Annotated in this window: 12 protein-coding genes; 9 read left to right on the plus strand and 3 right to left on the minus strand. The window is 71.1% G+C overall.

From position 1 onward, the window contains the following. Positions 1 to 30 precede the first annotated feature (30 nt). From obgE to OXG55_11070, 3 genes are read left to right on the plus strand one after another with little or no spacing between them, the layout of a single operon-like run. Positions 31 to 1,338 (plus strand): GTPase ObgE, encoded by a 1,308-nt coding sequence (obgE, locus tag OXG55_11060; GenBank protein MCY4103779.1) that lies wholly within the window; start codon positions 31 to 33, stop codon positions 1,336 to 1,338. Beyond that, entirely contained in the window at positions 1,335 to 2,423 is a 1,089-nt protein-coding gene (gene proB, locus OXG55_11065) for a glutamate 5-kinase (GenBank protein ID MCY4103780.1), read from the plus strand. The genes obgE and proB overlap by 4 nt, the downstream gene beginning before the upstream one ends. A 60-nt stretch (positions 2,424 to 2,483) precedes the next feature. Then, a complete protein-coding gene (locus OXG55_11070) occupies positions 2,484 to 3,503 on the plus strand; it encodes a sodium:calcium antiporter (GenBank protein MCY4103781.1) in 1,020 nt (339 codons plus the stop codon). A gap of 63 nt (positions 3,504 to 3,566) precedes the next feature. On the opposite strand, the gene OXG55_11075 is transcribed toward OXG55_11070, so the two are convergent. Next, positions 3,567 to 4,988, minus strand: a complete 1,422-nt coding sequence (locus OXG55_11075; protein ID MCY4103782.1) for an SPFH domain-containing protein — start codon at positions 4,986 to 4,988, stop codon at positions 3,567 to 3,569. A 56-nt stretch (positions 4,989 to 5,044) separates the two neighbouring features. Beyond that, positions 5,045 to 5,602, minus strand: a complete 558-nt coding sequence (locus OXG55_11080; GenBank protein ID MCY4103783.1) for a hypothetical protein — start codon at positions 5,600 to 5,602, stop codon at positions 5,045 to 5,047. 190 nt (positions 5,603 to 5,792) lie between these two features. Between OXG55_11080 and rimO the strand changes: the two genes are divergently transcribed. The 5 genes from rimO to OXG55_11105 all read left to right on the plus strand — a co-directional run bounded on the left by rimO (position 5,793) and on the right by OXG55_11105 (position 11,408). Next, entirely contained in the window at positions 5,793 to 7,097 is a 1,305-nt protein-coding gene (gene rimO, locus OXG55_11085; GenBank protein MCY4103784.1) for a 30S ribosomal protein S12 methylthiotransferase RimO, read from the plus strand. Continuing rightward, positions 7,094 to 7,705: a CDP-alcohol phosphatidyltransferase family protein gene (locus OXG55_11090; protein MCY4103785.1), complete on the plus strand. Its 612-nt coding sequence runs from the start codon at positions 7,094 to 7,096 to the stop codon at positions 7,703 to 7,705. Before rimO ends, OXG55_11090 begins: the two co-directional genes overlap by 4 nt. Next, a complete protein-coding gene (locus OXG55_11095) occupies positions 7,702 to 8,955 on the plus strand; it encodes a CinA family nicotinamide mononucleotide deamidase-related protein (GenBank protein ID MCY4103786.1) in 1,254 nt (417 codons plus the stop codon). Before OXG55_11090 ends, OXG55_11095 begins: the two co-directional genes overlap by 4 nt. A 23-nt stretch (positions 8,956 to 8,978) precedes the next feature. Then, entirely contained in the window at positions 8,979 to 10,559 is a 1,581-nt protein-coding gene (locus tag OXG55_11100; GenBank protein MCY4103787.1) for a Ppx/GppA phosphatase family protein, read from the plus strand. A gap of 132 nt (positions 10,560 to 10,691) precedes the next feature. Then, positions 10,692 to 11,408 carry a Uma2 family endonuclease gene (locus OXG55_11105; GenBank protein MCY4103788.1) on the plus strand — a complete coding sequence of 239 codons (717 nt, stop codon included), beginning with the start codon at positions 10,692 to 10,694 and terminating at the stop codon, positions 11,406 to 11,408. Positions 11,409 to 11,438: 30 nt separating this feature from the next. Here OXG55_11105 and OXG55_11110 read toward each other — a convergent pair whose 3' ends face one another. Next, entirely contained in the window at positions 11,439 to 12,716 is a 1,278-nt protein-coding gene (locus OXG55_11110; protein ID MCY4103789.1) for a glutamate-5-semialdehyde dehydrogenase, read from the minus strand. Position 12,717: 1 nt separating this feature from the next. Here OXG55_11110 and OXG55_11115 point away from each other — a divergent pair, with 1 nt between their 5' ends. Next, a complete protein-coding gene (locus tag OXG55_11115; protein ID MCY4103790.1) occupies positions 12,718 to 14,151 on the plus strand; it encodes a calcium-binding protein in 1,434 nt (477 codons plus the stop codon). Positions 14,152 to 14,189 lie beyond the last annotated feature (38 nt).

The following is a 14,189-nucleotide window of genomic DNA, read 5'->3' on the forward strand; positions in this document are numbered from 1 at the left end:
CTCGGCGGGGGCGGCCCGTATTCTTGGACCGTGTCCGACTTCGTCGACGAGTGCGCGCTCTGCGTGCGCGGTGGTGACGGCGGTGCCGGCTGCGTGTCCTTCCGCCGGGAGGCGCACGTCGACCGGGGCGGACCCGACGGGGGCGACGGCGGCCGCGGTGGCGACGTCTGGTTGGAGGCCGACCGCAATGTGGCGTCGCTGCTGGCATTCCGTGATCATCCGCACCGCCGGGCCGCCTCCGGGAGCCACGGATCGGGGCGGGGACGGCACGGAGCCGCCGGGGCCGACCTGCTGGTGAAGGTGCCGGAGGGCACCGTCGTACTCTCCGCCGACGGTGAGCGCCTCGCGGATCTGACGAGTCACGGTCAGCGATGGCCGGCCGCGCCGGGGGGTTCCGGCGGGCGAGGCAATGCCCGCTTCCTCAGCAACCGCCGCCGCGCGCCGCGCTTCGCCGAGCAGGGCGAGCAGCCCACCGAGCGCTGGTTGCGACTCGAGTTGAAGTTGCTCGCCGACGTGGCGCTGGTGGGGTTTCCGAACGTGGGCAAGAGCACGCTCATCTCCCGGCTCTCCGCCGCCCGTCCCAAGATCGCCGACTATCCCTTCACCACGCTCGTGCCCAACCTCGGTGTGGTCGTGACCGACGAGGAGGAGGAATTCGTGGTTGCCGACGTGCCCGGACTCATCGAGGGCGCCAGCGAGGGGCGGGGACTGGGGCATCGCTTCCTGCGCCATATCGAGCGCGCCCGCGCCCTGGTGCTGCTGGTCGACCTCGGGCCCGGCGCCGAGATCGCTCCCGACGCCCAGCTGCGCATCCTGCTGGCCGAACTCGGCGCCTACCGGCCCGATCTTCTGCAGCGCCGGCGCCTGCTGGTCGGATCGAAGGCCGACGTGGCCACCGGGAGCCTGCCGGAGGCCGACATGGCGGTCTCCGCCGTGACCGGCACCGGTGTCGCCGAGCTGACCGGCCGCCTGGCGACCCTCGTGCGCCAAGCCCGCCAGGACGAGCCTCAGCCCGATGCCGACGTGGCGCCGGTGGTGCACCGACCTGTCGCCGACCGCGCTGCCGATGCCGTCAGTGTCCGGCGAGAGGGCGACGCTTGGCGCGTCCTCGGACGTCCGGCGGAGCGGGCGGTGGCCCTGTCGGACCTCACCGACCCGCAGGCCCAGGACTACGTGGCGCAGCGACTGCGAGCGCTCGGCGTGGACCGGGAGCTGGCCCGTGCGGGTGCGCACGCCGGCGACGAGGTGCGCATCGGGTCCCTGGCCTTCGACTACGAGCCCGACGAGGCGATCGCTCCGGCCGCGAGCGCCTCACGTCCCGGGCGCAGCGGCCGATGATCGTCGTCGTCAAGATCGGGACGTCCTCGCTGACCGATGACTCGGGGCACGTCGACACGGGCGAGATCCAGCGTCTCTGCGGGTTGCTGGCCGAGCTGCGCGCCGACGGGCACCAAGTGCTGCTGGTGACGTCGGCGGCCATCACGGCCGGTCGCTGGATGCTCGGGTTCGAGACGCGGCCGACCGACCCGGTCGTGCTGCAGGCCGCCTCCGCAGTCGGTCAGGGCCATCTCATGGCGGTCTACAACGAGGCCTTCGGAGGTCTGGGCCTATTGGCCGGGCAGGTCCTGCTGACCCCGCTGGACTTCTTCGAGCGGAGCCGCTACCTGCGTGTTCGCGAAACCCTGCAGCGTCTCCTGTCCCTGGGCGTGGTCCCTGTCATCAACGAGAACGACGCCGTCGCCGATGACGAGATCCAGTTCGGCGACAACGACCGGATCGCCGCCCTGGTGGCGCAACTCGTGCATGCCGATCTGCTGGTGATACTGACCGACACCGAGGGACTGCACACCGCCGACCCTCGCATCTCGTCGGAGGCGTCGCTGATCGCGGAGATCCGCGAGATCGACAGGGAACTGGAGGCGGCGGCCGGCGGCGTCGGCAACGCCGACGCCCGCGGGGGCATGGCGTCGAAGCTGTCGGCGGCCAAGATCGCCAGCTGGGCGGGGGTGCCGACGGTGATCGCCTCCTCCCGGCGCCCCGGCGTGCTGCGCGACGCGGTGGCGGGGGGGAACGTGGGCACGCTCGCCCAACCGCGTGCCGAGCGCCTCGGCGCACGCAAGCTCTGGATCGCCTTCGCCGTCCGATCCGTCGGCACCCTGGGGGTGGACGAGGGGGCGCGCCGCGCCCTGGTGGAGCGAGGCAAGTCCCTGCTGGCAGTGGGTGTGCGCTCGGTGAGCGGCGAGTTCGTAGCGGGCGATGCGGTGGAAGTCGCCGGGCCCGACGGCGAGGTGTTCGCCAAGGGTCTGGTGCGGCTGCCCTCGGCGCGCCTGGACACCGTCATCGGGCGCCGCAGCACCGAGCACGAGGCCGGCACGCCGGAGGAGTTGATCCACCGCGACGACATGGTGCTGCTGGCGCCGTAGCGGATCCTTGTCGACGAGCCACGCAGGGTCCCGCCATCCGGCGAGGAGTAGTGGCTGAGGATGGCCGGCGACGTCGTCTTCGCGCTGCTGGGGCTGGCGCTGCTGCTCGCCGGGTCCCACTGGCTGGTGGCCGGCGGGGCGCGTCTGGCGGCACGCCGGGGAATGTCGCCGGTCGTGGTGGGCGCGGTGATCCTGGGCTTCGGCACCAGCCTGCCCGAACTGGTCGTGGGGATCACCTCGGCGGCGCAGGGGGATGCCGCCCTGGGGCTGGGCGGCATCGTGGGTTCCAACGCTGCCAACATGGGCCTGGTGCTGGGTGTGGCGGCCCTTGCCGCGCCGATCGCGGCCGATCGATCGGCGTGGTGGCGCGTTCCTGCCGCGGCGGTCGCGGTGGGACTGTTCGGGGGTCTGCTGCTGAGCGGGGGAGGCGTCATCGAGCGCTGGGAGGGGGGTGTACTCCTGGCGGCGATGGTGGTGGCGACGTGGTGGCTGCTGCGTGACCCGGCCACCCCGGCTGACGCCCCCGTACGCGACCCCGGAGCGGCGGCGGAGGGCGCCACCGAGTCGGCCTCCTCGGGGCTCGACCGCTGGATCGAAGCGGGCGTGCTTCGCCTGGCGCCGCGCAGCCGGGGCGAGCTCTGGCGGCTGATCCTGGGCGTGGCGGCGATCGCTCTGGGAGCGCAGGTGGCCGTGGACGGGTTCACCGGCATTGCCGCACGCCTCGGCATTGCCACGGGCCTGGTGGGACTGAGCCTCGTGGCGATCGGCACGTCGCTGCCCGAGTTGGCCACGGCGCTGGTCGGCATCCGCCGTCGCCAGCCGCTGTTGACGTTGGGCAACCTGCTCGGCAGCAATATCTTCAACAGCCTCGCCATCGGCGGGATCGTGGTGCTGGTGCGGCCCGGCGGACTCGGCGCCGAGGGCACGCCCTGGGTCGCCGCCGGGGCCATGATGGGCCTGACTCTGCTGGCGGTGCTGTTCCTGGCGACCAACCGGCAGCGGCGGCGCCTCGAACGCTGGGAGGGCGGCGCGCTGCTGGCGGCCTACGCCGTGGCCCTGCCCTTCATCCTCATGTCCTGACGGACCGGTCTGCGACCCCGGCCCGGACCCCGGACGGCGGTCTGTGTCCGGTGCCGTCGAGCGTTAGTCCGCCTCGCCGTCGGCGGCGTCCTCGGCCTCCATGGCGTCGGCGAGGTCGCGGAGGTTCTCGGGCGTGGTGCCGTCCATCTCGCCGAGGTAGGCGGGGAGCTTCACGCCCACCTGGCCGGCCAGGTCCTGCAGCGGGGGCAGTGACCCGATGAGGCTGGAGAGGAAGTTGGCGGTGCTGCTGCCGCCGTTGCCCCCGTTTCCGCCGCCGGAGTCCCACACGGTGACCTGATCGATCTTCAGGTTCGAGATGGCCTTGACCTGCTCGGCCACGAGCGCGGGGAGCTGCTCGGCGATGAGCATCAGCGCCGCCAGTTGTGCCTCGCCCCCGGTGCGGTCCACGAGCTCGCCCAGACCTTCGGCACGGCGCGTCAGCAGGGCCAGCAGACCCATGGCCTCGGCCTCCATGAGCAGCCGCTGGCCGTCGGCCTCTCCGCCCTTGACGAAGCGGATGCGGTCGGCCTCAGCCTCGGCCAGCGTGCGCACCCGCTCGCGCTCCACCTCGGCGGGGACGACGATGTCAGCCTGCTGGGAGGCCTTCTCCCGGGCGGCACGGGCGACCTCGGCGGCCGCCTCGGCAGCGAAGGACTCCTCCTCGGCGCGTGCCTGGGTGACGCGCTCGGCGGCGGTGGCCAACCGCTCGGCCTCGGCCTCCTTCTGCCGCCGTTCGCTGTCGGAGCGGGCGACCGTGACCTTGGCCTCGTTCTCGCCCTCGGTGGCGGTGGCGTTGGCCGAAGCGACTTTGATGCGCTGCTCCCGGTTCGCCTCGGCGGCGCCGATGTCGCCGTCGCGTTCCTGCTCGGCGACCTTGATCTTGGCCTCGTTGATGGCCCTCGCCGCCGCCTCGCGGCCCAGCGCGTCGATGTAGCCCGACTCGTCGGTGATGTCCTGGATGTTGACGTTGATGAGCCGCAGGCCGACCTTGCGCAACTCGATCTCCAGCGACTCGGTGATGTTGGTGATCAACTTCTCCCGGTCGGCGTTGATCTCCTCGATGGGCATGGTGGCGATGACCACGCGCATCTGCCCGAAGATGATGTCCCGCGACAGGTTCTCCACTTCGGCGAGGCTGAGACCCAGGAGACGCTCGGCGGCGTTCTGCATCACACCGGGCTCGGTGGAGACGCCCACCGTGAACGTGGCCGGGGTGTTCACCCGGATGTTCTGCTGCGAGAGCGCGCCCTGCAGCTTGATCTCGATGGGGATCGGGGTGAGATCCAAGAAGGCGTAGCCCTGGATGATGGGCCACACCAGGGCGCCGCCGCCGTGCAGGCAGCGGGCCGACTCGCCGACGCCCCCCACGCGGCCGTAGATCACCAGGATGCGGTCCGAGGGGCAGCGCTTGTAGCGCGACGCCACCCACAGGATGGCGATCAGCAGGATGACGACGAGGCCTACGACTAGACCGATGACTGCCATGTGGTTTCCTTTCGGCGGGTCTGGAGAGTGTCTTGCGGGTCCCGGTCAGGCCGCCGCTACAGCAGCGGCTCGACGAGGACGGTCGTGGGGTCCACGACGTCGGTCACCTTGACGCGCGTCTTGGCCGGGAGTTCGGTGGGCGCCGTGGTGTAGGCGTCGATCACGCGCATGCGCCCCTGGACCATCACCTCCACCTTCCCGGGCTTGGCGCGGTTGGCGCCCACCGGGATGTAGACGGTGCCGTTGACGCCGACCGCGCTGCGGTAGTCGATGGAGCCGCTCTCGGTCATGCGGGCGAACCGCCGCCAGATCAGCGCCACGAGGAAGAACACGGCCAGGCCGACGATGGTCGAGATCACCACCGAGAGGGTGGTCGAGTTGTCCGCCTCCTTCATGAGCACGCCGGTCCAGCCGAAGGCGAAGAAGAAGGCGGTCAGGCTGCGCAGCGACAGGAAGCCGACGTCGGCGTCGCTGCCCTCGAGGTCGAAGTCGAAGTCCAGGCCGACCCCCAGCGCCATGAGCAGGAACTGCAGCATCAGGAAGGCGCCGGAGACGATGCCGATCAGGTAGAAGACCTGCAGGTCGCCGGTGAGGGCGTTCCACCAGTCGCCCATAGGGACCTCCCGGGTCGTCAACTCAGCGCGGAGCCGGCCGCTGGGGCTCCGGTACCGCTCAGGCTACCGGCACGGCGGCACCCCGGCCAAGGCCGAGCCGCAGGACCGGGGATCGCGGCGGCTGTCGTCTCGGGTCATCGGCGCCGCAGGGTCATCGGCGGTCCCGGTGCCGGCGGTACGCTCAGATGTCGTGGCGAGGCGGTACTGGCTGGAGACACTGGGCTGTCCTAAGAACCAGGTCGACTCCGACAAGCTCGCCGGGCGGCTCGCCGCCGACGGCTACCGGCCGGCCTCCGATGTGGCCGAGGCGGATGTCGTGGTGGTAAACACCTGCGCCTTCATCGATGAGGCCAGGCGGGAGTCGCTGGAGACCGTCGAGAGCCTGGCGTCGCAGCGGCGCGCCGGCGCCCAGTTGGTCGTGACCGGCTGCCTTGCCGAGCGGATCGGCTCCCGGCTGCGCCAGGAGCACCCCGTGATCGACCGCGTGGCGGGCTTCGGCGAGCCGATCGCCCTTGGGCCCACCCGCCGCGGGCGGCGTCGTGCGCTGCAGGTCGCCGGTGGCGGTGCGGTGCCCCGCTTGGACCTGCTCAACATGCCCCGACCGCCGGCGCAGGCGCCCTGGGCCTACGTCAAGATCGCCGAGGGCTGCGACCGCCGCTGCGGCTACTGCGCCATTCCCAGCTTCCGGGGACCGCAGCGCTCGCGCAGCCCCGAGTCGATACTGGCCGAGATCCAGGCCCTGGGCGCCCGCGAGGTTGTGCTGGTGGCCCAGGACCTGGCCTCCTACGGCCGCGACGGCGGTCGCGGCGAGCGGCGTCTGGTGCCGCTGGTGGAGGCGGCGCAAGAGCTGGCGCCGTGGGTGCGGCTGCTCTACCTCTACCCCTCCGATCTCACCGACGAGCTGATCGCGGCGATCCTGGCCACCGGCGTGGCCTACTTCGACCTGTCGCTGCAGCACGCCTCCCGCCCCCTGCTGCGCCGGATGCGCCGCTGGGGCGACGGGGAGCGTTTCGCGGCGCGCATCGCCGAGATCCGCCGCGCCGCGCCACACGCCGCCTTCCGTTCCAACTTCATCGTGGGCTACCCCGGCGAGACCGAGGAGGACCACGACGCCCTGCTGGCCTTCGTCGGCGAGGCGGAACTGGACTGGGTGGGGGTGTTCGCCTACTCCGAGGAAGAGGGAACCCACTCCGCCTCTGTGGGCGGCCGGGTGTCCGCGCCGCTGGTCGCCGAGCGCATGGCGGAGCTGCGCGAACTCTGCGACGAGATCACCGAGCGACGCCGCCGCAGCCTTGTGGGCAGCACGACCACCGTGCTGGTGGACCGGCCGGGACGGGCGCGCAGCCACCGGGAGGCCCCCGAGATCGACGGCCTCGTGGAGGTGCCCGACGGCCTGGCGCCGGGGAGCTTCGCGGAAGTCGAGATCATCGGGGCCGCCGGCGTCGACCTGATGGCGGCGCCGCTGGTCGCCGCCGGGTCCGGAGGGGCGCGGTGACGGCGCCGGCGCCTGGCATCGGTCTCGGCCTGGCCACGCCCGCGAACCTCATCACGCTGGCGCGCATCGGCGCCTCGCCGCTGTTGTTCTGGCTGATCCTGCGCGCCCGCGACGACGGCGGGGCCTCGTGGCTGGCCGTGGCGGTGGCCGTGGTGTTCGCCGCCTCCGACGCCTGGGACGGCCATCTGGCGCGGAACACCGGCACCGTCACGCGCACAGGAGCGTTCCTGGATCCACTGGCGGACAAGGTCGTGGTCCTGGGTTCGATGGCCTCGCTCGCCGCCATCGGCAGGGTCAGCTGGGTTCCGGTCGCGCTCATCGCCGCCCGCGAGGCGGCGATGAGCGGGTACCGGGTGCACTGCGCCCGCCGCGGCGTCTCCGTGCCCGCCCGGCGCTCGGCCAAGTGGAAGGTCATCCTCCAGGGACTGGCGGTGATCCTCACCCTCGTCCCACCCCTTGCTGCGGAGGACTCCCCGGTCCGCGAGGGGTTCGTGCTGGCCGTCTGGTGGCTGGCCGTGGCGGCCACCGCCGTCACCGGCCTGCTCTACCTTCTCGACGGCCGCAGGGCAGCCGGGGAGGGCGGAGGCGCTGGCGGAGGTCCCGGATGAGATGCGAGGTCGTCGCCGTCGGCACCGAGTTGCTGCTCGGGCAGGTGGTCGACACCAACTCGTCGTGGATCGGCGAGCATCTGGCCGGGCTGGGGATCGACTCGTACTACCAGACCAAGGTCGGCGACAACCTCGACCGGATCTGCGCCGTGCTGCGCACGGCTGTGGCGCGCAACGACTTCGTCGTCGTCTGCGGCGGTCTGGGGCCGACCCCCGATGACATCACCCGCGGCGCGCTGGCCGCGGTCATGGGCGTGGAGCTTCGCCGCGACCCTGAACTCGTCGAGCGCATCTCGGCCAAGTTCTGGCGGCGCGGCCGCTCAATGCCCGCCAACAACCTTCAACAGGCCGACGTTCCTGAGGGCGCCGCGGTCATCCCGGTCTTTCCCGGCACCGCGCCCGGCCTCGTCTGCCCGGTCGGCGACACCGTGGTCTACGCGGTCCCCGGCGTGCCGTGGGAGATGAGGACGATGATGACCGAGTGGATTGCTGCCGACATGCGACGCCGGGCGGGCGTCTCGGGGGTGATCCAGAGCCGCACGCTGCGCACCTGGGGCGAGTCCGAAGGCGGCCTGGCCGAGCGGCTGGGCGGCGTTATCGACCGGCTCGACGCCTCGGGGACGGTGACGCTGGCCTTCCTGGCCTCGGGAATCGAGGGCCTCAAGGTGCGTCTGACCGCCAAGGCCGACACGGCCGCCGAGGCGTCGGCGATGCTGGACGCCGAGGAGGCGGCCGTGCGGGCGGCCATCGACGACCACCTGGTGTTCGGAACCGACGAGGAGACCATGGAGACGGCGGTGCTCGAGCTGTGCCGCAGGGCAGGTCTCACGCTGGCCACGGCGGAGTCGCTGACGGGGGGAATGATCGCGGCGCGCCTGAGCGCCGTCCCCGGCGCCAGCGATGTCTTCCGGGGCTCGCTGGTGACCTACGCCGCCGAGACCAAGCGCAACCTGCTGGGTGTCCCGGCCGGTCCCGTCGTGTCCGAGGCGGCTGTGCGGGCGATGGCCGCCGGCGCCTGCGGGCAGCTGGGCGCCGACTGCTCGCTGGCCGTGACCGGGGTCGCCGGTCCCGCCCCCGCCGACGGCACCGAGCCCGGGATGGTCTGGATGGCCACCTCGGTCGACGGCGAGGTAGTGGCGCGCCGCCAGCACTTCCCGTTCGATCGGGAGCGGACCCGCCAGTTCACGACCATCGGCGTGCTGAACGAACTGCGCCTTCGCCTGCTTGACCGCGCCGCCACCGCTGGATGATGCCCACCGGTAGCTCGAACCCCGTGGTGAACGGTGCGGCGGGCGAGGTGCATGCCGCCATCGACGTCGGGACCAACTCCTTCCACCTGGTCGTCGCCCGGGTCAGCACCAGCGGGGGTCTCGAGATCCTCTTCCGCGACAAGGAGGTGGTGCGCCTGGGATCCGGCTCGGGCGACATGCGACACCTCACGCCGGATGCCATAGACCGGGGGATCGAAGCCCTGCGCGGGCTGGTCAAGACCGCCGCCTCCTACGGGGCCGACGTGCGGGCGGTGGCGACGAGTGCGGTCCGCGAGGCTGAGAACCGCCACGAGTTCCTGGATCGGGCAGCCGTCGAGGCCGGGGTCCAGGTGGAGGTCATCTCCGGCACCGAGGAGGCCCGGCTGATCCATCTGGGGGTGGTGCAGGCGCTGTCGGTGTTCGACCGGCAGATCCTGGTCACCGACATCGGCGGCGGCAGCACCGAGTTGCTCATCGGCCGGGGGCCGCGGCCTCTGGCGGCGCGCAGCGTGAAGCTGGGGCACGTCCGCCTCACGGAGCGCTTCTTCCCCGGCGGCGTCGCCGATGCCACCGCGGTGGCGGACTGCCGTTCCTACGTGCGGTCGTTCCTGACACCCGTGGGTCACGATCTGCTGCCCTTCGGCTACGAGCTGGCCGTCGGCAGTTCGGGGACGATCGCCACGATCGCGCAGATGGCGGAGTTCCTGCGCAACGGTGCCGGAAACCGCTGGCTCAACAACGTCTCCTTCAGCCGGGCCGAGCTGGACGAGGTCGTCGCCCTCGTGCTGGCGGCGCCGACTCCCGAGTCGCGCTGCGCCATCGGTGGCCTGGACGAGCGCCGCAGCGACGTGATCGCCGCGGGGGTCCTGCTGCTGGAGGGTGTGTTCGACTGCTTCGAGGTTTCGTCGATCACCGTGTCCGGTTACGCCCTGCGCGAGGGCGTGCTGCTCGACCGGGTGCACACCGGCGGCAACGGAGACGCCTTCCACCATCTCAGCGACATCAGGCGGGAGTCTGTGCTGCGCATCGCCGAGGACTACGAGGAGGAACGGCCGCACGTCCAGCACGTGACCGACCTTGCGCTGCAACTCTTCGACGGGCTGGAGGGACTCCACCGCTTCGGGCTCTACGAGCGCGACCTGTTGGAGGCCGCCGGGATGCTGCACAACGTGGGGCGCTTCATCTCCCGCGGGGCGCACCACAAGCACAGCTACTACGTGATCCGCAGCAGCGACCGGCTGCTGGGTTTCACCGAGCGGGAGGTGGAGCTGATCGCTCTCGTGGCGCGCTACCAGCGCAAGGCGCTGCCGCGGATCGGCCACGCCGAGTTCGCGGCTCTGAACGTGGCCGACCGTGCCCGGGTGCAGTTGCTGGCGGGGATCCTGCGGATCGCCATCGCCCTCGACCGGACCCGCAGCGGTGCGGTCCGCGGCCTGACCGCGAGAGTGGGCGAGGCCCTCGCGATCAACTGCAGCACCGCGCCGGGTGCCGACGCCACGGTGGAGTTGTACACGGCCAACCAGCGCAGCGAGTTGCTAGCCACCGCCACGGGGCTGGCCGTGCAGGTCTCCGCCGAGAGCCCGGTTCTGACTATTCTACATTAGGAGTGGTGGATATTAGATTACAATGAGTATCATATATTTCAATGGTAGAAGCTATCCGCAGCGGCAGGCCGGTCGGGTTAGGCTGGGGGTTGAAGCGGTGCCCAGGCTGGTGCCGCGGGAGGGACGGATACCGTGAGCGTGCTGACCGACCTGGATCCCAATGTGGCGTACCCGGGGTCTCCGACTGTGCCTGACTCCGGGCTGCACTCGCTGGTGCGCTTCCTCGCCTACGGTGCCCTGCGCGAGCACTTCGCGGGGCGCCCGGGCTGCTACGTGGGCCAGGACCGCAACGTCTACTACCGCCCGTTGCCCGACTCGGCGTTCGTCGCCCCCGACGTGTTCGTGTGCTTCGGCGTGGACCCCGGCCCTATCGAGCTGGCGGCCAGCTACCGGCTGTGGGAGGTGGGAGCGCCGCCGGCGTTCGTCCTCGAGATCGCCTCCGAGGGCACCTACCAGAACGACCTGGAGGACAAGCCTGCGAAGTATCTGGAGATGGGCGTGACCGAGTACTGGCGCTTCGACCCCACCGGCGGCGACTTCTACACCCCTGTCCTCCAGGGGGACCGCCGCGCCGGCGACTCGTGGGTGCCGATAGCCGTGGACCCCGACGGCGGCGGCCGCAGCCGCGTCCTCGGCCTCGACCTCTGCGCCGACACCCACCGCCTGCGCTTCAGAGACCCCCGAGGGGGCCCCTGGCTGCCCGACCCCGATGAGACACGCCGTCAACGCGACGCCGCCGAGGATCGAGCCGAAGCCGCCGAGAGGGCACTGGGTACCGAGACCGCCGCCCGCCGCGCTGCCGAGGCAGAGTTGGCCGCCCTGCGGGCCCGGCTGGACGATCAGCGGTAGGAGCGCGCCGAGCGACAGGCGGGGGCCGCCTCAGCTGCGGATCTGGCCGTTGCCCCGGATGACGTTCTTCACCGCGGTGAGGTGGACGAGGCCCATCGGTCCGCGGACGTGCAGCTTCTGGGTGCTGATGCCGATCTCGGCGCCGTAGCCCATCTCCTCGCCGTCCACGAAGCGGCTCGAGGCGTTGACGAGCACGCAGGCGGCGTCCACCTCGGCGCAGAACCGCCCGGCGGCCGCCTCGTCGGCGGTCACGATCACTTCCGAGTGCCCCGTGCCGTAGCGGTTGACGTGATCGATCGCTTCGTCGAGTGAGTCCACGACGCGCACCGACAGCTTGTAATCCAGGAACTCGGTCGCGTAGTCGGCGTCGCTGGCCGCCCCGATGCTCGGTGCCACGGCCCGGGAGGTCTCGTCGCCGACCATCTCCACCGTGGGCATGGCCTGCACCAGTCGCGGGAGGAAGTCTGCGGCCTCGGTGGCGTGCACAACGAGCGACTCGGTGGCGTTGCACACCGACGGGCGCTGGGTCTTGCCGTTCACCACGATCGAGGTGGCCATGTCCAGGTCGGCGCCGCGGTCCACGTACACATGGCAGTTGCCGTCGCCGTCCAGGATGAACGGCACGGTGGCGTTCTCCATGATGGAGCGGATGAGCGCGGGCCCGCCGCGGGGGATCAGGCAGTCCACGTAGCCGCTGAGCCGCATGAACTCCACCGCCGCCTCGCGGCTGGTGTCCTCGACCAGGATCAGGGCGTCCGCGGGCAGGCCGCCGGTGACGTACGCCTCGCGCAGGATCCCGGCGACGGCCAGGTTCGAGCGAATGGCCATGGACGAACCTCTCAGGAAGGCCACGTTGCCCGACTTGAGGCACAGGCCGGCCGCGTCGCTGGTGACGTTGGGCCGGCTCTCGTAGACGATCGCCACGACGCCGAGCGGCACCCGCACCTGCTGGATGCGCAGCCCGTTGGGGCGCACGTCGCCGGCGACGACGGTGCCCACCGGGTCGGGGAGTTCCGCCACTTGGCGCAGCCCGCCGACCATGCCCTCGATGCGGGCGGGCGTGAGGCGCAGTCGGTCCAGCAGCGTCGGCGAGATGCCGGCCTCCTCGGCGGCCGCCAGGTCGCTCTCGTTGGCCTCCAGCAACTCGTTGAGGCTGGCCTGCAGCTCGTCCGCCGCGGTCCGCAATGCCTCGTTCTTGACGACCGTCGGCGCGGCGGCCAGCACCGGCGCAACCGCCTTGGCGCGCCGGCCCAGGGCCTCCATCGCCTGCCGCTTGGTCGTTTTCTCGCCGGGCGCGGATGCCGCCACTGTGTGCCTCCCGATTGCTCTGAGCAGCGCTGATCGAGCCCTTGTAGCGTGTGGATTCTACCGCCGGTGGATTTATTCCGAGACCGTTGCAGCCTATGATCGTAAGATCACTGAAGGCGCTCCCACATCCTCGGGTGCTTCCGCCAATGGTGAACGTCTTCTGCCCGTCGCCAAGGGCGGCAACGACGTCGTGCTGGGCGGTGAGGGTGCCGATTGGATCGAGGAAGGCGCGGGCGATGATCCCCTCTACGGCCGCGACGGCGCTGACGCCATCGACGGCGGTGCGGGCACCGACGTGATCTACGGAGGCGACGGTTTCGACGTGATCTACGCGGACGATCTCACCGACACGGTGCACGACGAGAAGGAGGGTCGAGACGGCTTCGAACTCATTCCGGAATCACAGCGGCGCAATACTCGATCCAACCCGGTGGTGTCCGCGGATGCCGTGTATGTCGCGCCGGGCGGCTCGGTGCTCGTGGATGTGCTGGGCAACGATTACGACCCAGACGGCGACCTCGACATTGCGACCTTGTCGCTCACGCGGTCGCCGGCCACCGGTTCTGCTCGGCTCGTCGAGTCCGACGAGCATGGCCCTCACATGGAGTTCTCGGCCAGTCCGGACGAGGGTTCGGTGACGTTCGCCTACGAGGTGTGTGATCGTGAAGGTGGCTGCGCGACCGCAGAGGTGCGCGTCACCGTCGGCGTCGCCGGGTGCTCGATCGTCGGCACCGACGGGGTGGACGAACTGACGGGCACCAGCGGCGATGACGTGATCTGCGCACTGGCCGGTGATGACGTCATCGACGGCGGAGACGGCGACGACATCATTTTCGGCGGGCCCGGCAACGACCGAATCCAGGGTGGTGTCGGCAAAGACGTCCTGTACGGCGGCCCGGGTGACGACGGCCTGTCCGGCGGCCGCGGCAAAGACGTTCTGTACGGCGGTCTCGGCAAGGACATGCTGCGCGGCGGAGACGGCGACGACGTACTCTGGGGCGGCGCAGGCGGCGATGAGGCTTTGGGCAATGCGGGCGACGACACGATGTACGGGGGACTGGGCGCCGACGAGTTCGACGGCGGCGACGGTGCCGACGTGCTGAGGGGCGGCCCCGGCGACGACTTCGTCGGCGGCAGGTCGGGTGCCGATCTGGTTCTTGGCGACGGCGGCGACGACAGGCTGAGAGGTTACGACGGCGACGACACGCTCGACGGCGGAGACGGCGACGACGCCCTCCACGGCGGTCCCGGTGCGGACATCCTCGAGGGGTGGACGGGCAACGACGTGCTGCGCGGCGATCAGGGCGACGACATCCTCCGCGGCGGATTCGGCGATGACATCCTCAACGGCAACAACGACGACGACTATCTCGACGGCGGGTTCGACACGGACACTTGCGAGAGGGGCGAGACCGTCGCCGGGTGCGAGCAATGATGTCACCGGAGCAGCCGCCGGCCGACGGTGGCGCGACC

The organism is bacterium, from assembly GCA_026708055.1.
Classification (GTDB): Bacteria; Actinomycetota; Acidimicrobiia; order Acidimicrobiales; family CATQHL01; genus VXNF01.

Bases quoted from the DNA above. Each gene is read 5' to 3' on its own strand.
- proB (MCY4103780.1), top strand. From the start codon at position 1,335: ATGATCGTCGTCGTCAAGATCGGGACGTCCTCGCTGACCGATGACTCG.
- OXG55_11070 (MCY4103781.1), top strand. From the start codon at position 2,484: ATGGCCGGCGACGTCGTCTTCGCGCTGCTGGGGCTGGCGCTGCTGCTC.
- OXG55_11075 (MCY4103782.1), bottom strand. From the start codon at position 4,988: ATGGCAGTCATCGGTCTAGTCGTAGGCCTCGTCGTCATCCTGCTGATC.
- OXG55_11080 (MCY4103783.1), bottom strand. From the start codon at position 5,602: ATGGGCGACTGGTGGAACGCCCTCACCGGCGACCTGCAGGTCTTCTAC.
- OXG55_11095 (MCY4103786.1), top strand. From the start codon at position 7,702: ATGAGATGCGAGGTCGTCGCCGTCGGCACCGAGTTGCTGCTCGGGCAG.